A 21,132-nucleotide genomic window follows, 5' to 3' on the forward strand; every position below is an offset into this window, starting at 1 on the left:
GGCCATACCACTCACGACTCCCTTATGCCGTAACGGGAACCTGTACGCGGTACCGCTTGACCAGTCCTTCGCCGCAGTCGACGCGGACCGTGCGCGACGCGACGACGTCACCGTACGAACCGCTCAGGTCGTAGCCCACCTCGGCCGAACCCGGAACCGTCTCGGCGTCGTCGGCCTCGCCGGTGACCGAGCGGACGCGACGGCGGACCGCCTCGTTCACCGCGCTCTCGACGCCGTCGGCGGACTCCCGGTCGGGGCCCGCGTCGGCGCGTGCGCGCTCGATCAGGTCGGCGACCGGCCGCGAAGTGTCGCTGACCGAGGTCACCGTGCCGCCGGAGTCCACGCGGATCCGGACCTCGCCGTAACCGGGCGACGTCACCGGGATCCCGTTGATCACCTGGCGGAAGGTGACCACCGCTTCGCGCACCTGAGCCTCGGTGCCGGTGCCGTCGGTGCCCGCCGAGGCCACGTGCTCGTAGCGCACCTCGTCGAAAACGAGGTCGACGGCGTCGGCGAGACCGTACCGGTCGACCGCGCGCTCGGCGGCCAGCCGCACGGTGCGCACGCCGGGGTCGGCGCCCGGCTCGGCCGGGTGCGCGAGCCGCGCCTCCCAGAAACCGTGTTCGCCGACGGACACGTGCGCGTCCAGCGACGCCGACCGCGTCGAGAGGCCGAACCGCTCACCCACCGCGCCACGCTCGACCGGGGCCGACGGGTGCAGCCGCGCGACCGCCAGCCGGTCGGGCAGTTCGGCGTTGGGCGACCGGCGCGCGCCGCGCGGCTCCGGGTCGAACCAGCGCCAGGTGTAGAACGACGGCGTCGCGGCCGTCCGGTCGAACTGCCGCTCGTTGTCGAGCCGGTTGCGCGCCTCGGCATCGGTCGCGCCGCACGCCATCACCGACGGCGCCTGGTTGCGGTCGATCCGCCAGCTCGCGTCCATCCAGGCCTTGGAGAACGCCTTGTTCTTGTTCCACTCCTCCCAGAAGTACTTGCCGTAGTTGGGATCGTCGATGCTCTCGGTCTCGAACCCGAACAGCATGCGGAAGCCGCCGTTCGCGCCGTGCCAGGTCTTCACCGGCGTCATGCCGTCGTGCACCCGCAGCGAAAGACAGGTGGAGAAGAACAAGTAGCGGGCGTTGTTGTCGCCGAGGCGCATCGCGTCGGAGTAGATCCAGTCGGCGCCGTTCCACGCCGCGCCCATCGGCGCGCGGTAGACGCCGGTGTTCTTGTCCATGTCCCCGTGCCCGGAATGGTAGGAGACACAGGACGCGTCGAAGCCGAACTGGTCCTGGTAGTTGTCGTAGTTCTTGTCCCACACCCACGGCGTGACGTTCTGGTCCTTGAACCAGAAGTTCGGCGTGGTGAACTGGGCGACGTAATCGTGGAAGCCCTGCGCGTCCTCATGGGTGTAGCGCAGGCCGCTCGTGCCGGCGAAGGTCTCGATCGAGCAGAAGCCGTACATGCCGGCCGCGGCAGCCGCCGTGGCGCGCAACGGATTCGCGGCCTCCAGCGAGTCCAGTAGTGCCATGGTTTTCTCCTATGTCTTGGAAAGCAGGTCCCAGTCGACCGAGACCACGTTGCCCTTGCGGGCGGTGTCCCATGGCAGCCATGGGCCGGTCACCGTGGTGCCGTCGGTCATCTCCCTGGTGAAACGCAGCCCGACGCTGTTGGCCCGCAGGTAGTCGGTGACCGGCAGCGTCAGCCGCAGCCGGACCTCGCGGGTGTCCGGGAAGTCACCGCCGACCTCGACCGGGTCGGCCGCGTGCACCCGCGCGCCGACGTGCAGCCGCTTGATGCCACGTGCCGCGTGATCGATCAGGTCGACCACCACGAGGTCGGTCTGCACGTCACGGACGAACACGCGCAGCTCTTCGACCGCCAGCGGGCCACCGGCGGGTACGCACCGCGGCCAGACCTTGGCGACCCCGGCGGGCACCGTGACCTGCAGCGCCGCCCCTGGCGCGATGCTCTGTCCCGACGCGACAGTGCCGCGCACACCGGCCCCGGTGAAGGTCAGCAGTTCCGGCACGGTCACCGCGCGCTCGATCCGGTTGGTGAGCGTCGCGGTCGTGCCGGTGACGGTCGACGGCACCGGCCCGGTGGCGGGCGGCCCGGCCACGTACGAGTCGAGCAGCAGCTGCGAAGCCACGGCCATGCCGTCCGGCAATGTGAACGTGGCCGTGCCCGAGTAGCCGTTCTTGCCGATCATTTCGAGTATCAGCAAGGTGTTCTCGGCGCCGCTGGCCAGTTCGACCCGCAGGTTGTCCCACGCCTGCGGCTGGACCTCCGGCCGCTCCGGACGCCCGGTGTCGGCCCAGCGGTAGCCGACGGCCGCGTTGACCGTGGCGTCCGTCGGGAACACCAGGCGTGGCGGAACCCCTGGCACGGCATAGGAAATCAGCCGATATTCGAGGTCACGCCGCACATCGGAGGCGAGGTCCGGCTGCAGCGAGGCGGTGAGGTGATACCGGCTGTCCTCCGGCTTGGTGCCGAGCACCGCGTAGACGACCACGTCCGGCCGGAACGCCCTGCCGTTCGGATCGTCGGCGGGAAACCGGGTGATCCGGTACCGGGCGGGCACCACGAGGAACTGGCTCGGCTGCTGCAGCGAGCGGAAGACCTTGCAGTGCGTGCCGAAGTCGGCGGCGAGATCGGTCAGCTCGGCGTACTGCTGCAGGTTCACCTCGCCGAGGCGCAGCGCGTCCTGGCAGCCGATGATCCGCTCGCCGTCGGCGAACTGCTGCCGGTAGCGGCCTTTGTAGGTGCTGCACGGGAAAAGCGTGGTGCTGCTCTGCCTGACCTCTTCGGTGGTCACATTCCACCGCTGGCTGGGATCGACCCAGATCGGCGGCGGGTCACCGCCGTCCTGCATCGCGATGCTCGGCCCATGACCGTCCACCGCTTCGACGGCCCGGCTCGTCGACGCTGCCCGGAACCCAGCCTCGCCCTTGTAGGCCGAACTGTACGAATACGAGACGACGAACTCCGCGGGCCTGCTTTGGAAGCCTGGTGAGGAAAGCGCGCCGTACGCCAGCCGGACCCAGTCGTCGAGCAGGTCGACCTCCGCGGTCCAGATGTCGCCCACCGCGCTGATCCTGGCGCCGAACGGCTGGGTGCTGGTCTGCCCGGTGGACGCGTCCTTGTACGGGATGTACAGCGTCATCGACGGCGAGCCGCTCAACAGCGACCGCATGTTGGCGAGCGGGGCGCCACACGCGGCCGCCGCCTCTTCGGCGGTGGACTGGCTCAGCCGGAAGGTGACCTTGCCGGTCAGCCCGCCACCGGCGCGCTGCGCGAAGGCGAACAGGAACCCGGCGCCGTCACGCGGGCTGTCCGCGGAGGTCGGCAGCAGCCGGAATTGTGGCTGGTACCAACGGACATTCGACCGTGCCGCGTCACGCGGGTAAAGCCCGTCCCACGCCAGCGGCAGCTGGGGAGCCGGCGGTGGCGGCGGTGGGCCGACCGGGCGCCGCGTCGCGCGCGCCGCCGGTTCCGGCTCGTCCTCACCGAGCACCACGTACCGGACGTAGCGGTCCTCGCCGAGCCCGGTGAGCAATCCGCCGAGCACGTCGGAAAGCGGGGTGCGCCAGGCGAGTTCCGCGCTGCCCGGCACGGTCGTGGTGACCGTGACGTCCATCGGGAACCCGGCGCTCGGTGCCGCCTTGAGCGAGTAGCGGTTCGCCGGATCGGTGGCGGGCAGCTCCGGGGTCTCGCGTTTGACCAGGAAGGACATGGCACGCAGCCAGGCGGCGGCGACCGCGTCCTTCGCGTCCTCCGGCACCCCGCCCGGGAGATCGGTGCCGTCGATCGACACCAGCACGGTGCCGTCGCCGAGCAGGTAGGTGAGCACGGCGTACACCTGGGCGTGGCGCAGCTTGCCGTCGGTGTCGGCCATGTTCGCCAGCCGCCGGTGGACGTCGAGCCACTTGCCGCGCAGGCGGACCGAACGCTTGGCGCCCGCCGTGCCGTATGTGCCGCGCACGGCGATGGCGAGCGGGCCCGGTTTGCCGTCCAGCGCGTCGAGGATCGCCAAAGTCCTTGGCGCGTCGAGGATCGTGCTCAGTGCGAGCACCGGGTCGGCACCGGCGCCGGACACCTTCGCGAGCTCGGTGTCCCCGTCGGCGAGCACGGCGTCGACCGTGCGGAAGGAGGTGGCCGCGTCAGCCACCGACAGCTCGAACCCGCACTGGCCGTGCTCGACCAGGTGCCGGACGGAGGTCTCGTCCGGCCGGGGCCGCCGGGACAGCGCCACGGTCAGGCCGAAGACCGGCCTGCCGTCGCCGTCCCGGCGAACCCGGGGTGCACTGCCGATGGCGGTGGCGCTCACGCCCCCGCCGGGGAGTAGGACTCGAACACCGACTCCTCGGCCTCGTCGGCCACGGGAGCGTCGGCCGCCGGCGAAGGTGCGGCCGTAGGAGAGTGCCAGCCGTTGCCGTCGGGCTCGGCGCCGTTGGCCTCGCTGACCGGCAGCTCCGGGTTGGCCGGGAACGCGGGCCGGTCCGAGGCGGGCTTGAGCGCGGGCATCTCGCTGCGCGCGACCAGGCTCTTCGTGGTGACCCCTTCGTCCTCGGGCGTCGGCACGGTCACCATCAGCGGGCCGCTGGCCGCGGAGTCCTGCCACGGGCCGGTCCACTCCATGCCCTTGGTGAAGATGCTGCCCTTGACGATCACCTTGACCTGGTACTTGAACCGCGGCATGAAGTCGGGCTGCCCGGTGAAGAGCATCCACACGCGGGGTTCGTACTGGTCGCCGTACGCCCAGCTGAACTTGACCGGCGCGCGCTCGGTGCCGTCCGCCTTCTTGCCCAGCGCCTGGAAGGTGACCTCGACGAACTGCTTCGGGGTCTCCAGGTCGACGTTGAGCCCGATCGGCCCGACGGCGAGCCCGCCCACCTCGTCGACGCGGACCTCGAGGTTGATCTCGTTGGTCAGCGTGCCCAGCTCACCGGGGTCGAGGTCGACGACGTTCTTCTCGATGTCGACGCGGACGTACGGGTTCTCCAGCGGGCTCGGCGGCTCGGTGAAGTGGACCTTGCGCTTGACGAAGGTCTTGTCAGGGGTCCAGCCCGCCGGCGCGTTCGTCACGTCCGCGGCGCTCTTCATCTCGACCGCGGTCGACCAGTTGGCCTTGGCCGGGTCGTCGGTGCGCTGGAACAGGTGCCCGTCCCACTGCACGACACCCGCGGTGTTCGGGTACCCGATCTGCGCCGACAGCATCGCGCACGGCTGGCCGACCCACTTGCGGGCGGCGTCTGGCCAGTTCACGATCGGCACGACGGTGCGCGAGACCTTCCGCTCCCAGTCGGACAGGTACAGCGTGGTGAAGTACTTCTTCTCGTTGGCAGGGTCCGCCTTGATCTCGTCGTAGAGACCCTGCAGCTGGCCGCTGATCGGGAAGTCCTGGAAGTAGGCGATTTCGCGCTTTTCGTGGTACTCCAGGTGCAGGTGCGTCTTGTCGCGGCGCAGCTTGAACGCGGCGCCGCCACCGAGGCCGAGGAAGCCGCCGCTGGCCTTGGCGGGCTCTTCGTTGAAGGCGGGCGGGTCGAAGATGACCTTCTGCGCCTGCTCCATGAACTTCTGGAACACCAGGTCGCCGCGCTTCTCGATCTGCTCGGTCAGTTTCGCGGCGTCCGGCAGCGTCGTGTCGACGAAGCAGTTGACGGTGATCGTGCCGTCCTGGCGCATGTTGTTGAAGGCGGCCTTGATGTCGGCCGACCAGAACCAGCCGCCACCGTGCGCGGCCGCGGAGAAGTGATCCTGGATGCGGTCCCAGTCACCCACGATGTCGAGGGTGATCACCGGGCTGACCACGCGCAGCTTCAGGTTCTGCCACACGCTGAAGGCACCGGTGCCACCGTGGAACGAGGTCCACACCAGCGCGGCCGGCAGGCTGCCCATCAGGCCGGAGTAGGCGTTGTGCGCCTCCGGCGTGACCGAGCCGGCCCCCTGCCCCTGCATGTGGACGTACCACGGGTCGAGGTTGCTGGCCCGCAGTTCACCGTCACGCGGCACGGAACGCGGCGACTTGCGCGAGACGACACCGGACGCGGACTGGATGGCGGGCGGCAGTCCGCGGGTCGCGGCGGGGGCGCCGGGAGGAGGAGTGACGACCGGGACCGAGCCGTCCGGGTTCGGCGAAAGGTTGGTCACGGTGGTGGTGTTGCTGACCACCGGCACCGGCCGGAACACCGGCTGGACCTGGTTCCGCCAGCCCCACCAGCGGTTGGAGTTGCCGCGGTACATGTCGATGATCTGCTGCTGCGCCTCCTTCATCAGGTTCCCGGGAGGCGCCGACGTGGTCGAGAACCCGAGCAGACCACCCGTGACCTCTTCCTTGCCCGGCACACCGACATGCGTGCTGTCGCCCCGCACCCCGACGAAGTGGATCATCGAGAAGATGTAGTCGCCCGTGTCCCCGTTACGCCTGGCGAGGCGGACCTCGTTCGGCAGGTAGTAGTAGACCGGCGCCTTCCCCTCGGCCTGCAGCTCGTAGTTGTGCGCGTCAGGCAGGAAGTTGATGGTGTAGCCGCTCTTCGTGATCGGTGAGATGCCAGCGGCATACAGCGGACCTACCGGATCAGCCATTGAAATTCCCCTGTACTGATGATGTGAAACCCCCAGGCGGAACAGCCCATTGCTGCGCCCGTCACCGAGAATGCTCGGTACGGAGACGGGGCTGAACAGTCCAAAGTGCACAGCCGGGTGCAACCGTTACGACCGTCCCATCGGGCAACACAAAGGACAGTCCACACTGGCGGAGTCGCGCGGCTTAGTCCCTTGTGGACCTTTGACACTCGCGGGGAGGCCGTGATTTGGGTCTGTTTGGGGTGGATCCAGGGCGGTCCCGCATGAACATTTCCGCTGCTTGGGTCGGGTGTCGTGGTGGGTCGCCGCGGAAATATCCATACGGACCGAGGGCACGTTGTCCACAATCCTTTGTGGCTCACCGAAAACCCCACCCGAGACTTGACGTCCGCCTTGGTGATGGGTCGGCCTGCCCCGAAGTCCGCGTGCCGAAAAACGAGAAACCCGAAATGTCTAGTGTCATATGACTCTGGGCGCAGGTAAGATGGAGTCATGGTCAGTACCGAAAGTCCCGATGTCGCAGCACCGCCCGAGTGGTGGCGCTGCGAGAAGGACGCGCTGCTCATGAACTACCTCGCCCGCGAACGAGAAAAACGCCGCCTCGACGCCGAGCAAGGCCAGATCCTCGCCGAGATCGAATCCCGCGGCGTGAAAGACGTGACCGGATACGCGGTGCTATCACAGGCGTTGGTCGATTGGGTCCAGATCAAACCCGCCGAAGCCAAAGCCCGTGTCGATCGCGCTCGGGCGCTGAACCCGCGTCAGGACGGCGGCATGAGGATTCCCGCGCTGGCACCCTATGCCGCAGCCGCCGCGCTGGACGGTGACTTGGGTGCAGCGCAACTGGACCCGATCATCGCCGGACTCGCCGCCCTGCCCGCCTGGGTATCAGCCGAGGAACGGGAAACCGGGGAGCAGATCCTCGTCGATCTCGCCCGTACTGCCGGGCCACGCCAGATCACCCAGGCCGCCATGAACCTGCGGGACCGGCTCGACCCCGACGGACGCGAACCCAAAGACCCCGACCCCACCGCCCCGCGGCATGAACTCGGGTTCGTGACCCACCGCGACGGGACCCACGGCGTGAAGATCAAAACCGACGCCGAAACCATCGCCCGCCTGAAAGCCACCCTTGACCCACTCGCGAAACCGCGCCCCGCCACCGAAGAGGAAGGCCGCGACACCCGATCGCAGTGGGAACGCCTCGGTGACGCGTTCGCCGAATTCGTCGCCCTCGGCATGACCAACCCCAAGATCCCCACCCAAGCCGGGGACAGCGTCCACGTCGTGGTGACCATCGGGCTCGAGGAACTCAAGACCGGGATCGGGCGCGCTTGCCTGGATCTGGTCGGGGACATCAGCGCGACCGAGGCCCGGATCTTGGCGTGTGACTGCAAAATCATCCCCGTCACCTTGAACGCTAAAGGTGCACCGCTGGATGTCGGCCGCACCCAACGCCTCGCCACCCCAGCACAACGCCTCGCACTCGCCATCCGCGACGGCGGCTGCGCCTTCCCCGGATGCGACGCCCCACCCCAACGCTGCACCGCACACCACATCATTTTCTGGGCACACCACGGAGAAACCCAGATCGACAACCTCGTGCTGCTCTGCGGCAGACACCACCGCCTCATCCACAGCAGCGACTGGGAAGTCCGCATCGCCACCGACGGCTACCCCGAATTCATCCCACCAGCCTTCATCGACCCCGCACGCACGCCCCGCCGCAACACCCTCCACACCAGCCGAACCTGACACCGCCACCACGCGACCGCCACCGAGGCAGCCCGACCCACCACCCCAGGCAGGACCAGAACCCCGGTCCGGGCCCTGGCGAGCCACAACACGGTCGCGACAACGTGCCCCCGGTCCGTATGGACATTTCCGCAGCGACCCACCACCCAACCCGCCCCAAGCAGCGAAAACTGTCCCGCCCCGGGTTTGATGGAGACATCGAATACCCGGAGGATTCACGGTCATGGCGGCACCACGGAAGTACCCTGATGAGTTGCGTGAGCGGGCCACGCGTCTGGCGGTGGAGGCCAGGCGGGATCCGGTATCAGCGGCCGGGGCGATCAAGCGGATCGCCGACCAGTTGGGTGTGCATCCTGAAACGTTGCGGATGTGGGTGAAGCAGGCTGGAGCGTGAGGTGTGTGAGCTGCGGCGGGCGAACCAGATCCTGAAATCAGCGGCGTCTTTCTTCGCGGCGGAGCTGGACCGTCCCTCGCGATGAAGGTCGATTTCGTTGACTCCCAACGAAAGGAGCACGGTGTCCAGCCGGTCCTGCAGGTGCTTGAGGGCACGCCTGCCCAGATCACACCGTCGACCTACTGTGCGGCCAAGACCCGTCCTGAATCCGCTCGCGCGGTATCCGATCGGGTACTGACCGAGAAGATCAAGCGGGTGCATGAGGCGAACTACAGCGTCTGCGGGGCCCGCAAGGTCTGGGCTGAGCTGAACCGCCGCGGTGTCGAGGTGGCGCGGTGCACGGTCGAGCGGCTCATGCGCGAGGCCGGGTTACGCGGCCTGCTGCGCGACAAGTCTCCTCGCACGATCCGGCCGGCGCCGGAGACCGGCAGGCCGATTGACCTGGTGGAACGTGACTTCACGGCGACGCGGGTGAACGAGTTGTGGGTCGCGGACATCACCTACGTGCGCACCACCGCGGGCTGGGTCTACGCCGCGTTCGTGCTGGACGTGTTCTCCCGCCTGATCGTCGGCTGGCAGGCCGCCACCAACCTCTACACCGATCTCGCCCTGGACGCGCTGCAGGTGGCGATCTGGCGCCGCCAGGCCTGCCGCGCCGACCTGACCGGGTTGGTCCACCACAGCGACCGCGGAGTGCAATATCGAGCGATCCGTTACACCCAACGCCTTTCCGAGGCCGACGCTGTCGCCTCGGTAGGGTCCCGCGGCGACAGCTATGACAACGCGATGGCCGAAGCGTTCAACTCGCTCTACAAGGCCGAACTCGTCCGCAACCGCGGCCCCTGGCGCGGTCTCGACGACCTGGAAATCGCGACCGTCGAGTACATCGACTGGTACAACAACCGGCGCCTGCACGGCGAACTCGGACACCTCCCACCCGCCGAGCACGAGGCACTACACGCGATGCCCCACCCGATCACCGCAACCCTGGAAACCAACTAATCCAGTCTCCACGAAACCCCGGGGCTTGACAGAAATGTTCATACGGGACCGCCCTGGATCCAACCCAGGCAGACCCAAACCCAGAGCAGCTTCCTATATCTCAGCCGGAGAAAGCTCGCCACAGACCCCAATGCGTCGTTCGGCACCTTGGAGGCATCCATCGACGCGAAGGTCAACGGTGGCGCACGGTCGCGAGGCCTCCCCCGCCGAAGCCCGCCCCTCAGGCCCGAACCCCGGCCTTGGGACGCCCCCTTACCCCGCAGGCGCGCAGATCTGCCGCGCCGGAACGAAAGCGGGCAGCGCCGCCCGTTCGTCCGGCGTGAAGTCCCGGTACCCGATGACGCCGCACAGCTCGCGTACCCACCGAGCCGGATCGAGCGAAAGCGTGCCGCCGATGCCCTTCTCGTCTGTGTAGAGCAGGGTCTTGCCGTTCGAGGAGAGGTCGATGAAGTTGTACGGATTCTCCCGCTTGCTGCCGTTGGGGTGCCCGAACTCGTAGGTGTCGACAGGGGCGGGCTCCCCGATCCGGTAGATGCGGATGGAGTTGTTGGCCGCGATCACGTACTGGCCTTCGCCGTCGACGAACCGGGCGACCCACGGCGCGGACGTGATACCGGTCAGGCTGTGAAACGGACCTAGCTCCCGGCGTGGCGGATCGCGACGCCAGAGTTCGACGACGGACGCTTGGCGCAGCAGCCCGAGGTAGCGACCGCTGGAGTCGAACTGGATACCGATGATGTCGGGAGTGGTCTCGATCGTCGTCTCCGTGCGCCCGGTGGTCAGGTCGACGATCCGGACGACCGGGTCGCCGTAAACGATCACCGAGGCCTGGTTCGCCGTCCGATACGGGCCGACCGCGACGCCTTCGCCGCCGGGTGGGAGCACGGCGCGGGCGTCCCAGCTCGCGATCCGGTTCCCGGTTCGCGAGTCCCACGATTGCACCTGGGTGTCGGAGACGGTCAGCAGATTCCCGGCGTCGCCGAAGTTGTAGCTGAAGTTGTTGTCCGGTTCCTTGCGCCCGGTGAGGAGGTAGTCGCCGACCGTCGTCTCCCGCGGGCTGCTCGGGGGCGCGGTGGTGACCCGTGCGATCGCGCGCAGGCTCTCGGTTTCACGGATCACCACCACGTTCGAGGCCTCACGATTGGCGAACAGCGTGCCGTCCCTGCTGAACCGGATGATGTTGTTGGCGGGGTCCCAACGGGGCTGCGGGGCGGGCGCCTCGGCGAGTAGCCGGTCATCCTTGTTGGGGGCGGGCCGCAGCTGAAGCGAGCCGTCTTTCAGCAGGCTGATCGTCTTGGTTCCGTCGCGGGTGAGCACTTGCGTGACGACGGGCAGCGTCCGCAGGCCGAGTGGCAGCTCGGTGTAGGTGATCTGCGCGGTCGCCCGTGAGGCGAGTAGCAGCTTGTCCCCTGACGAGATCAGGTCGGTGACCGGCGAGGTGTCGGCGGAAAGCTGGGTACCGGAAGAGAGTTTGGTGCCCAGCACCAAATCCACGAGGCTCCCGCTTTCTTCCTTCAGCAGAATCCGTCGGCCGGTCACGTCCACACCGACGAGTCCGTAGGTGAACGACTTGACCGGATAGGGGCTCCCCAGCGCGGCGCCGTCAGAGATCCGCACGAGCTGGTAGACGGACTGCTCATCACCCTGACGGCGGCCGACCGCGACGGCCGTGCGGTCGCCGGTCACCAGGAATTCCTGTCCCTTCAACGGTTCCAGTACGGTTCGCGACTGACCTGTGGCCAGATCGACCGCGACGAGACCGTAGCTCCCGATCGAGGGAACGGTTTTCACCAGCAGCGTCCGGTTGTCCGCGCCGATCCAGATCCCATTCACGGCACCGGCGGGTGCGGTGAGTTCGGTCTTGGCCCCAGTGTCCAGCTTCCACCAGATGAGGCGTTCGCCCGTGGTGACCGCGAGCAGGCTGCCATCCGGCGAGATCGTCGCGGCGTCCTGCGGTCCGTTGTAGTACACCTTGAATCCGGTGACCTTCGGTAACCGGTGCACAGGCCCGGCGTGCCCGTCGGCGCCCACCTCGAACCAGCCGGGCGCACCCCTGTCGTCGACGAAACCGGCGCGCTTCCCGTCCGGGGTGACCATCGTGTAGGTCACGTGCCCGGCTGCCACCGGCTCGGCGCGCACCGTCCCGGTGGCGGCGTGGGTGAACAGCATCGGGCGTCCCAGGTCGGTGCTGGCGAACACCACTTCGCCGTCCCGGCTCGTGTGCGACACCGCGAGCTTGCCCGACAGTCCGGAAAGGACACGAGTGGCACCCGAATGCTTGATGTACTCCCGCAACAGCTGATTGCGGGCCTCCTGTGTCGGCTCCGTTTGATAAGCCGCGAGAGCGGTCATCACCGACAACGCCGGGTCGGCTGTCGCGGTGTCCTGCGACGCCTGCGCCAGCGCCCGTGAGTCTGCGAGCACCTGGGCCTGGTCGCGTTGTTGTTGCGTGTAAACATAAAGCGCGCTGAAGACCATGGCCACCACGAGCACGAGCACCAGCCCGGAGCGCAGCGCCCGCCGCCTGCGGGCCTGGGTGCGCTGGTGCGCGTACGCGCGGTCGAGGTAGTCGCGCTCGGCCTCGTTCAGTTCACCGGCGTGCGCGGGCAGCCATTGCCGCGCGACCGCCAGCCGGGTTCCCCGGTACAGCAAGGAGACATCGCGGCCGGCGCGCCGCCACGACGCGGTGTCGTCCGCGATCTGCTGGTGCGCGCGCAGCCAGTCGCGGTCGGCGCCGATCCACTCCCGCAGGCGGGGCCAGCTGGTCAGCAACGCCTCATGGGTGACTTCGACGGTGTCCTCGCGCTGGGTGAGCAGCCGCGCCTGGGTGAACACGGCCAAGACCGCCGACGTCATGGCCGGATCAGCGCTCGCCGCCAGCAGCCCGGCACGTGAGACGCTGCGGCGGACATCCTCGGCTCCTTCGCCGATCCTGATCAGCCTGAGGAACAGCGCACGCGCGACCCGGCGGCCGGTGTCGTCCAGGCCGTCGTACACCCGGTCGGCCGTGGTGGCGATCGCGTGCTGGATGCCGCCCGCGTCCTGGTAGCCGCGCACGGTGAGGGTCGCGCCGTTGCGCTGCTGCCAGCAGACCCGCAAAGCGTGCGCCAGCAACGGCAACCGGCCCGCCTCGTAGCCCGCCTCCCGGTCCGCGCCGGCGTTCGTCGTGGCGCCGAGATCACGCAGCAGCAGCTCGACCAGACCCGGTTCGACCTCCAGTCCGACCGCCTCGGCCGGGTAGAGGATCGCCTCGCGCAGCTCAGGATCGGACATCGGCCCGACCACCAGCGGCGCGTCCTGCAGCGCGGCCCGCAACCGCGGCCGGTCCGCGCAGGCCGGGTAGAAGTCGGCGCGCACGCCCACCACGACCAGCCCGAGCGAAGCGTCGGCCAGGTGGACGAGCAGGTCGATGAACACGCGCCGCTGCCGGTCGTCGGCGCACAGCGTGAACAGTTCCTCGAACTGGTCGACCACCACCACGACCCTGGCGTCCGGGTCACCGCTGGGTCCGCGCAACGCCCGTGTCAGCATCGGCACGCACCGGCGCGGGTCGGTGGCGAGTTCCTCGACGGTCGCGACCACGTCGCCGCCGGTCAGCGCGGCGAGATTGGCGGCCAGCACCCACAACGGGTCGGTGGTCGGCGTCAGCACCAGCTTCGGCCACCGGTCCGAGCCTGGCAACACGGCGCGGTCGAGTGCGGGCAGCAGCCCGGCCCTCAGCAGCGAAGACTTCCCCGCTCCCGACGGCGCCAGCACCACCTGGACACCGCCGCTCAGCAGCCTCCGGTCGAGACGGTCGATCAGTTCCGAGACGAGCCCGTCCCGTCCGAAAAACCACTCGGCCTGCTCCGGACCGAACGCCGCCAGCCCCGGATAAGGACACTCCCGCACGGGGTTCCCCGCGACCGTGCGGCGCCGCATCCGGACGCCGTCGCGGTAGTAGATGTGCTGATCCCGGCCTGCCAGCTGGATACGGCTGTCACCGGAAGCGTGTGCCTCCAGGTGGATCCGGGGTAACGGAGTCGTGGGCGGGTCGCTGGGATCCATCGCTTCACCGCTCGGTGATGTGCTGGTCCCGCGCGGCCTGATAGACCCGGCCGTTGTCCGAGCTGGTCGCGGTCATCGTGATCGCCGGGCCCCGCGCCGCTTCTTCCTCCGGCACAGCCTCGGCCGCCGCCGGGTAGGGATGATCGGGCAGGGAGATCCACGCGACGGTGCTGGTCTCCTTGACCGCGACCCGCACCGGCCGGAACGTCGCCGCGTCGAGCACCGGGCTGTTGCGGACGACCTCGTCGAAGAACCATCCCGAGGCGATCAGCGACAGCACACCGGGCGAGGAGGCCAGCGCCTTCTTCAACGCGGGCGCGTCCAGCAGCCGGATCTGCTCCTCGGGCGGATGTGTCGCGTTGTGCTCACGCAATTCCGCGACCACCGCGAGCGGCAACGTCTCGGCGAACGGCCCTTTCGGCGTCTCCGCTGGCGCGAGCACGACCAAGCCGTCACCACGGTCCTCGCGGTGGCAGTCTCCCCACGACAGGCCCGCCACCCGGAACGCCCGCTTGACCGCGCGGTACATCCCGTCGCGGACGGCCACCTGGTGCGGCGTGGTCCTGCGGCGATCCCCGAATCCCCGCACGTCGACGGCGAGAATGGTCCGGTGCACGGCGAGTGGCGTTCTGATCTCGGACACTCCGCGATGCTGGCAGCGATGCGACATGGAGTATGCGTCATCTGACGCATTGCGCGGATCAGGCCCGAATGAACAGTGCGACCTTCTTCGGTGGCGGCGGGGTGATCCACGCACCCGCGTCGTCGCCGAGCCGCACGCCCGCCGGGTCCACGGTCAGCTCGGCTCCCGCGAAGTCGTCGGGAAGCTCGAAGAGCACCACGTGCGCCGCGCCCGTCCTGGCCGGAACCTTGACTCCGCCGGGCAGTTCGAGCGAGAACGTCTCCGGCTGGCTGACCGTGCCAGGCCTCCCAGGCCCGTCGACGGTCACGCGAAGATCCGTGCACTCCAGGAAGATCCGGTGGTCGGCCGCCCAGCCGGTCGCGGCCGTCCAGGGTTGCAGGTAGCAGCTCCGTTTTCCGAAGTCGATGCCGACTTCCACATCTCCGGAGGCGACCGTGCCTTTGCCGGCAGTGCGCGCGTCGCCCATTTCGACGACGCGCGGGCGGTAGAACCCCGCCGGGTTCTCGGGACCGCGGATTCCGGTGCGCAGGTTGTAGGTCAGCGACCGGCCCGCGTCGAGCACCTCCAGCAGCGCCGACTGTCCTTTTCGGACACTCACGAGCACCGAGTCGCCGCTGTTCGCCTGGCGTGGCAGCAGTCTGCGCAGCTCACCGACGCGGACCGCGGGCATGGCCGTCATCGACGGCCCCGGCACGGGGACCGGCTCGAACGCCGGTTCCCTGGTGCCGTAGGCGATGAGGAATTCGTAGCCGTCGGCCGCGTGCTTGCCGCCGAGTTCCGGCGGCAGGTCGGAGCGGACCTCGATCGCGCTGAACCCCAGGCTGAAATGCGGGCCGACCAACGCGCCGCTCACCGCGTCCAGCCGGGTCGCGGTCGCGGGCGGCTGCAGTGGCCTGGCGCTGAGTTCGAGGTAATCGGGCGCGGCGGCCAGCCCGGCAGCGCACGTTCTCATTCAGCTGTCCCCCTAGACAAGGAAAGGGGGACAGCTTAAACCTAAGAATCGAAGTCGACCGTCAGGGTGTCCGAAACGGGCAGAGATTGACATGTGAGGACGAAGCCCGCTTCGACTTCGGCCTTTTCCAACGCGAAATTGCGTCGCATGTCCACTTTTCCGGCGGTCACCTTCGCGCGGCACGTGCCGCATACCCCGCCTTTGCACGCGAACGGCAGATCGGGGCGGAACCGCTGCGCCCCGTCCAGCACCGAAGTGTCACGAGACAATGTCATCGTGGTCGCCCGGCCGTCGAGCACGAGCGTCACTTCACTGGACGCGCCGGTGACCGTGGGATCCGCGTGATGGACGGGCTCCGGCGGCAGATCGTCCACATAGAACAGCTCCTGGTGCACCCGTTCCTCGGGCACGCCCAGCTCCGTGAGCAGGCCTTGCGCACCGGTCACCATTTCGAACGGGCCGCACAGCCACCAGTGCGCGACCTCTTCGACCGGCACCAAAACGTCGAACAATTTTCGTAATTTATCGACATCGAGCCTGCCGGTGAACAATTCCGCCTCACGTGGTTCGCGCGAAAGCACATGCACGAGTTCCAGCCTTGACGGATAGCGATCCTTCAGGTCCGCGAGTTCGTCGGCGAACATGACCGTGTCGGTCCGGCGGTTGCCGTACAGCACGGTGACGGTGATGTCCGGGTTCGCGAGCAGCGAGGACGCGATCGACAGCACGGGCGTGATACCCGAGCCCGCCGCGATCAGCACGTGGTGCGCGGCCGTGGCCAGGTCGGGGGTGAACTTGCCCGTCGGCGCGGCCACCTCGATCTCGTCGCCCGGCTTGACCTCGTTGACCAGCCACGACGAGAACAACCCGCCCGGCACCTCGCGCACGCCGACACGGGGTCGCGCGCCCGCGGGCGCGCAGATCGAGTACGACCGCCGTTCGTCACGGCCGTCGACGACCCGCCGCAGCGTCAGCGACTGCCCCGGCAGGAAGCGGTACTCGGCGTCGAAGTCCGGCGGCACGTCGAAGGTCACGGCGACGGCGTCGTCGCACAGCCGCTCGACGCCTGCCACGGTGAGAGTGCGGAACGCGGCCACTCAGATCTCCTTGACGTGTTCGAAAGGCTCGAGGCAACTACGGCAGCGGCGCAAGGCCTTGCACGCGGTCGCGCTGAACCGGGAAAGCTCTTCGGTGTCCGCGGAGTCGCACCGCGGGCACCGGACTCGGGACACCGGCGCGCTCAGCATGAGCGGGATCGGCCCGGATCGCCGCGGCGCCTGCCCCGGCGGCGCGATACCCGCCTCGGCGAGCTTGCGCTTGCCGTTCTCGCTGATCCAGTCGGTCGACCACGCCGGCTGCAGCACGGTACGCACCTCGACCTGGGCGAAACCGGCGCCGAGCAGCGCGTGCTCCAGGTCGTCGCGCATGGTGTCCATGGCAGGGCAGCCGGTGTACGTCGGCGTGATCGACACGACCACGCGGCCGTCGGTCTCGTCGACCTCGCGCAGCACGCCGAGATCCGCCAGCGTGAGCATCGGCAGCTCGGGGTCGGTGACCGTGGCCGCGACGGCCGCCGCGCTCACCACGTCGCGTCCGGATGCGCTCGCGCCACGCTTTGCATCTCCGCCAGCAGGAAGCCCAGCTGCTCCGTGTGCACCCCGTCGCGTCCGGTCTTGCCGGACACGCCTGCCAACGCACCCACTTCGGGCTTCGTCAGCGTCGAAGCCGCGAGAACCTGCGCGAGCACGTCGTCGAACTCCTCGCGCAGCGACGCGGCGTCGACCAGTTCGGTCGGGTGCGTCAGGAAAAGCTCCCCGACATACGGCCAGACCGCGTCAAGTCCCTCCTGCATCCGCTCGTGCGAGAGTTCGGTGCCATCGCCGAGCCGGACCATCCACTGCGCGGCGTAGTCGCGGTGGTAGGCAAGCTCTTTGACGCCCTTGGCCGCGATCGCCGCGAGGACAGGGTCGGCCGAGGACACCAGCCGCTGGAGCAACGCGAGCCGCCAGGTCGAGAACACGAACAGCCGCGCGATCAGATGCCCGAAGTGCCCGCCGCCGAGTTCGGCGAGCCGGACGTTGCGGAACTCCCGGTCCGACCGGAAGAACGCCAGCTCGTCCTCGCCGCGCCCGGTGCCGTCGGCCTTGCCGACCCTGGCGAGCAGCAGCCGCGCCTGGCCGAGCAGGTCGAGGCCGATGTTCGCGATGGCGACCTCGTCCTCGAGCTCGGGCGCGTTGGTGCACCACTCCTGCAGCCGGTGCGAGAAGACCAGCGCGTCGTCACCGAGCATCAGGCAGTACGCGGCGAGCGCCTGACCGTCCACACCGGACGGCACCGAGGTGTCGACCCCGGACAGCGGGTCGTCGAAGCCGGTGCCGAACGCCCATCGCGCGTCGTTCTCCTCGGTGATCGCTTCGTAAGCGTTGTCGAAACTCATATGTGCGGCACATTCTCGGGAATGTCGTAGAAGGTCGGGTGCCGGTACACCTTGTCGCCGCTGGGCGCGAAGAACGGGTCCTTCTCGTCAGGGCTCGACGCGGTGATGTCCTCGGCCTTGACGACCCAGATGGACACCCCCTCGTTGCGGCGGGTGTACAGGTCGCGCGCGTGATGCAGCGCCATCTCGTCGTCCGCCGCGTGCAGCGAGCCGACGTGGACATGGTTCAGCCCGCGCTTGCCACGGACGAAGACCTCATAGAGCGGCCAATCATGCTTCACGCTGCTGCCTCGGCTTTCTTCTTCTCCGCGTGGGCGACGGCGGCTTCGCGCACCCACGCGCCCTCGTCCTGCGCGCGGCGCCGGTGCGCGATGCGCTGGGCGTTGCACGGGCCGTTGCCCTTGAGGATGTTCTTGAACTCGTCCCAGTCGACGGCCCCGAAGTCGTGGTGCCCGCGCTCGGCGTTCCACTTCAGGTCCGGGTCCGGCAGGGTGACGCCGAGCGCCGCGGCCTGCGGCACCGACATGTCGACGAACCGCTGGCGCAGCTCGTCGTTGGTGTGCCGCTTGACCTTCCACGCCATCGACTGCGCGGTGTTCGGCGAGTCGGCGTCCGGCGGGCCGAACATCATCAGCGACGGCCACCACCAGCGGTCGACGGCCTCCTGCACCATCTCGCGCTGGCCTTCGGTGCCCCGCATCATCGTCATCAGCAGCTCGAAACCCTGCCGCTGATGGAACGACTCCTCCTTGCAGATCCGGATCATCGCCCGCGCGTACGGCCCGTACGAGCTGCGGCACAGCGGGACCTGGTTGCAGATCGCGGCGCCGTCGACCAGCCAGCCGATCACGCCGACGTCGGCGAAGGTCAGCGTCGGGTAGTTGAAGATCGACGAGTACTTCTGCCTGCCGGTGATCAGCTTGTCGGTCAGGTCGGCCCGGTCGGCGCCGAGCGTGGCCGCCGCCGAGTACAGGTAGAGCCCGTGCCCGGCCTCGTCCTGGACCTTCGCGAGCAGGATCGCCTTACGCCGCAACGAAGGCGCGCGGGTGATCCAGTTGCCCTCCGGCTGCATGCCGATGATCTCGGAGTGCGCGTGCTGCGCGATCTGCCGGATCATCGTCTTGCGGTACCCGTCCGGCACCCAGTCGCGTGGCTCGATGCGCTGGTCGCGCGCGATCGTCTGCTCGAACTGAGCTTCGAGTTCGGCTGTCATGCCTTTTCCTTTGCCACCAGGGTGAGCACGTCGTACTTCGCGACCGACTCGTCGTTCTGGTTGGTCACGTCGGCGTCCCAGCGGACCTCGCCGTACTCCTGGTCGACGCGCGGGGTGATCTGCTTGGCGGTCAGGGTGACGGTGAGCGTGTCGTCCACCTTGACCGGGGTCAGGAAGCGCAGGTTCTCCAGGCCGTAGTTCGCGAGCACCGGGCCCGGCTCCGGCGAGACGAACAGGCCCGCCGCGAAGGAGACGACCAGGTAGCCGTGCGCGACGATGCCGCCGAACAGCGGGTTCGCGGCGGCCGCCTCGGGGTCGGTGTGCGCGTAGAAACTGTCACCGGTGAACTCGGTGAAGTGGTCGATGTCGGCCTGGGTGACCTGACGCGGCCCGGCGACGACGGCGTCGCCGATCTTCAGCTCCGCCAAGGACTTCCGGAACGGGTGCTCGTCCGAGATCGTGCGCGGCGCGCCGGTGACCCACTGGCCGGTGACCGCGCTGAGCAGCTTCGGCGTGCCCTGGACGGCCGTGCGCTGCAGGTGATGCATGACGCCGCGGATGCCGCCCATCTCCTCGCCGCCACCGGCGCGGCCGGGGCCACCGTGCACGAGCTGCGGCATCGGCGAGCCGTGCCCGGTCGACTCCTTCGCGTCGTCGGCGTCGAGCACCAGCAGGCGGCCGTGCCACGGCGCGACGCCGAGCACGATCTCGCGGGCGAACTCGGTGTCGGCGGTGACGATCGAGCCCGCCAGGCTGCCCTCGCCGCGCGCGGCGTAGTCGATGAGCTGCTCGGTCGAGGTGTACGGCAGCAGCGTCGACACCGGGCCGAACGCCTCGACCTCATGCGGCTCGGCGCGCTCGGGGTCAGCTTTGAGCAGCACCGGCGAGATGAACGCGCCACGCTCGGCGTCGGCGCCGACGACCTCGACGTTGTCGGGGTCCCCGAAGACGATACTGCCCGCGTCGAGCAGCGCCTTGAGCGAGCGGCGGACCTCTTCGCGCTGCTCCAGGCTGGCGAGCGCGCCCATCCGGACGCCCTCGGCGGCCGGGTTGCCGACGGTGACCTTGGCGAGCCGCGCGCTGGCGGCCTCGGCGACCGCGTCGAGCAGCTCGGCAGGCACGAACGCGCGCCGGATCGCGGTGCACTTCTGACCGGCCTTGACGGTCATCTCGCTGGTCAGCTGCTTGACGAACAGGTCGAACTCGACGGTGCCCGGCTTGGCGTCGGGGCCGAGGATCGAGAGGTTCAGCGAGTCGGCCTCGGCGTTGAACCGGACCGCGTTGCGGATGATCGCCGGGTGCGCGCGCAGCTTCTGCGCGGTCGACGCGGAGCCGGTGAAGCTCACCAGGTCCTGCGCGGTGACGTGGTCGAGCAGGTCGCCGACGCTGCCCGCGATGAACTGCAGCGAGCCCTCGGGGAGTATCCCGGATTCGATGATCAGCTCGACCAGCCGCGCGGTCAGGTACGCGGTCTGGCTGGCCGGCTTGACGAGGCTCGGCACCCCGGCGAGGAACGCGGGCGCGAACTTCTCCAGCGGACCCCAGACGGGGAAGTTGAACGCGTTGATCTGGATCGCGACGCCCCGCAGCGGAGTCGCGATGTGCTGCGCGACGAAGGTGCCGCCCTTGCTCAGCGGCTCGACCGCGCCGTCGACGTAGACCGTCGAGTTCGGCAGCTCGCGCCTCCCCTTGCTGCCATAGGTGAAAAGCACGCCGATGCCGCCGTCGACGTCGAACTTCGAGTCGCCCAGCGTCGCGCCGGTCTTGGCCGAGAGCGCGTACAGCTCGTCGCGGTGCTCACGCAGGTACGAGGCGAGCGCCTTCAGCAACGCGGCACGCTGGTGGAAGGTCAGCTCACGCAGCGCGGGCCCGCCGACGCGGCGCCCGTAGTCCAGCGCCGCGGCCATGTCCACACCCGCCGACGAGACACGGGCGACCTCTTCGCCCGTGGTGGCGTCGTGCAGCGGGACACCCTCTTCGGCCGAGGTGTGCCACTCGCCGGACACGTAACTGCGCAGCAAGGCCATCGGGGTTCGCCCTCTCCTGGATTAACCAACCGTTCGTTCAGTAATTCGCATCTTAGCTTCGCGCTGCGCTCATGTCG

At 68.8% G+C, this 21,132-nt stretch carries 13 protein-coding genes and 1 pseudogene; 2 read left to right on the forward strand and 12 right to left on the reverse strand.

Annotated features, from left to right (window positions below; genetic code table 11):
* Positions 1 to 22: 22 nt before the first annotated feature.
* Genes ACFV15_RS07830 through ACFV15_RS07840 form a run of 3 tightly spaced genes read right to left on the reverse strand, consistent with a single transcriptional unit; the run spans position 23 to position 6,585 of the window.
* A complete protein-coding gene (locus tag ACFV15_RS07830; RefSeq protein WP_378349424.1) occupies positions 23 to 1,528 on the reverse strand; it encodes a DUF6345 domain-containing protein in 1,506 nt (501 codons plus the stop codon).
* Between the two features lie 9 nt (positions 1,529 to 1,537).
* Positions 1,538 to 4,327 carry a hypothetical protein gene (locus ACFV15_RS07835; protein WP_378349425.1) on the reverse strand — a complete coding sequence of 930 codons (2,790 nt, stop codon included), beginning with the start codon at positions 4,325 to 4,327 and terminating at the stop codon, positions 1,538 to 1,540.
* The gene (locus ACFV15_RS07840; RefSeq protein WP_378349426.1) at positions 4,324 to 6,585 is read right to left on the reverse strand and encodes a hypothetical protein; all 2,262 of its coding nucleotides are present in this window, start codon (positions 6,583 to 6,585) and stop codon (positions 4,324 to 4,326) included. Before ACFV15_RS07840 ends, ACFV15_RS07835 begins: the two co-directional genes overlap by 4 nt.
* A gap of 564 nt (positions 6,586 to 7,149) precedes the next feature.
* Here ACFV15_RS07840 and ACFV15_RS07845 point away from each other — a divergent pair.
* Positions 7,150 to 8,340: a DUF222 domain-containing protein gene (locus ACFV15_RS07845; protein WP_378349427.1), complete on the forward strand. Its 1,191-nt coding sequence runs from the start codon at positions 7,150 to 7,152 to the stop codon at positions 8,338 to 8,340.
* 223 nt (positions 8,341 to 8,563) lie between these two features.
* Positions 8,564 to 9,736 (forward strand): annotated as a pseudogene (locus ACFV15_RS07850) (IS3 family transposase).
* A gap of 252 nt (positions 9,737 to 9,988) precedes the next feature.
* On the opposite strand, the gene ACFV15_RS07855 reads toward ACFV15_RS07850, so the two are convergent.
* From ACFV15_RS07855 to paaZ, 9 genes are read right to left on the reverse strand one after another with little or no spacing between them, the layout of a single operon-like run.
* Positions 9,989 to 13,783: a hypothetical protein gene (locus ACFV15_RS07855; protein ID WP_378349428.1), complete on the reverse strand. Its 3,795-nt coding sequence runs from the start codon at positions 13,781 to 13,783 to the stop codon at positions 9,989 to 9,991.
* Between the two features lie 4 nt (positions 13,784 to 13,787).
* Positions 13,788 to 14,426: a hypothetical protein gene (locus tag ACFV15_RS07860; RefSeq protein ID WP_378349429.1), complete on the reverse strand. Its 639-nt coding sequence runs from the start codon at positions 14,424 to 14,426 to the stop codon at positions 13,788 to 13,790.
* 58 nt (positions 14,427 to 14,484) lie between these two features.
* The gene (locus ACFV15_RS07865) at positions 14,485 to 15,378 is read right to left on the reverse strand and encodes a hypothetical protein (RefSeq protein WP_378349430.1); all 894 of its coding nucleotides are present in this window, start codon (positions 15,376 to 15,378) and stop codon (positions 14,485 to 14,487) included.
* A 41-nt stretch (positions 15,379 to 15,419) separates the two neighbouring features.
* A complete protein-coding gene (paaE, locus tag ACFV15_RS07870) occupies positions 15,420 to 16,475 on the reverse strand; it encodes a 1,2-phenylacetyl-CoA epoxidase subunit PaaE (protein WP_378349431.1) in 1,056 nt (351 codons plus the stop codon).
* Positions 16,476 to 16,964 (reverse strand): 1,2-phenylacetyl-CoA epoxidase subunit PaaD, encoded by a 489-nt coding sequence (paaD, locus tag ACFV15_RS07875; RefSeq protein WP_378349432.1) that lies wholly within the window; start codon positions 16,962 to 16,964, stop codon positions 16,476 to 16,478. It lies immediately after the preceding gene.
* Positions 16,958 to 17,815 (reverse strand): 1,2-phenylacetyl-CoA epoxidase subunit PaaC, encoded by an 858-nt coding sequence (gene paaC, locus ACFV15_RS07880; protein ID WP_378349433.1) that lies wholly within the window; start codon positions 17,813 to 17,815, stop codon positions 16,958 to 16,960. Before paaC ends, paaD begins: the two co-directional genes overlap by 7 nt.
* Positions 17,812 to 18,096, reverse strand: coding sequence for a 1,2-phenylacetyl-CoA epoxidase subunit PaaB (gene paaB / locus ACFV15_RS07885; RefSeq protein ID WP_091294580.1), 285 nt, complete (start codon positions 18,094 to 18,096; stop codon positions 17,812 to 17,814). The genes paaC and paaB overlap by 4 nt, the downstream gene beginning before the upstream one ends.
* Positions 18,093 to 19,028, reverse strand: coding sequence for a 1,2-phenylacetyl-CoA epoxidase subunit PaaA (gene paaA, locus ACFV15_RS07890; protein WP_378349434.1), 936 nt, complete (start codon positions 19,026 to 19,028; stop codon positions 18,093 to 18,095). The genes paaB and paaA overlap by 4 nt, the downstream gene beginning before the upstream one ends.
* Positions 19,025 to 21,055: a phenylacetic acid degradation bifunctional protein PaaZ gene (paaZ, locus tag ACFV15_RS07895; protein WP_378349435.1), complete on the reverse strand. Its 2,031-nt coding sequence runs from the start codon at positions 21,053 to 21,055 to the stop codon at positions 19,025 to 19,027. Before paaZ ends, paaA begins: the two co-directional genes overlap by 4 nt.
* Positions 21,056 to 21,132: the final 77 nt, after the last annotated feature.

The sequence above is a fragment of the Amycolatopsis sp. NPDC059657 genome (genome assembly GCF_042734395.1).
In the GTDB taxonomy this organism is placed as follows: domain Bacteria; phylum Actinomycetota; class Actinomycetes; order Mycobacteriales; family Pseudonocardiaceae; genus Amycolatopsis.

Bases quoted from the DNA above. Each gene is read 5' to 3' on its own strand.
- ACFV15_RS07830 (WP_378349424.1), bottom strand. From the start codon at position 1,528: ATGGCACTACTGGACTCGCTGGAGGCCGCGAATCCGTTGCGCGCCACG.
- ACFV15_RS07840 (WP_378349426.1), bottom strand. From the start codon at position 6,585: ATGGCTGATCCGGTAGGTCCGCTGTATGCCGCTGGCATCTCACCGATC.
- paaZ (WP_378349435.1), bottom strand. From the start codon at position 21,055: ATGGCCTTGCTGCGCAGTTACGTGTCCGGCGAGTGGCACACCTCGGCC.
- paaC (WP_378349433.1), bottom strand. From the start codon at position 17,815: ATGAGTTTCGACAACGCTTACGAAGCGATCACCGAGGAGAACGACGCG.
- ACFV15_RS07855 (WP_378349428.1), bottom strand. From the start codon at position 13,783: ATGGATCCCAGCGACCCGCCCACGACTCCGTTACCCCGGATCCACCTG.
- paaA (WP_378349434.1), bottom strand. From the start codon at position 19,028: ATGACAGCCGAACTCGAAGCTCAGTTCGAGCAGACGATCGCGCGCGAC.
- ACFV15_RS07845 (WP_378349427.1), top strand. From the start codon at position 7,150: ATGAACTACCTCGCCCGCGAACGAGAAAAACGCCGCCTCGACGCCGAG.
- ACFV15_RS07865 (WP_378349430.1), bottom strand. From the start codon at position 15,378: ATGAGAACGTGCGCTGCCGGGCTGGCCGCCGCGCCCGATTACCTCGAA.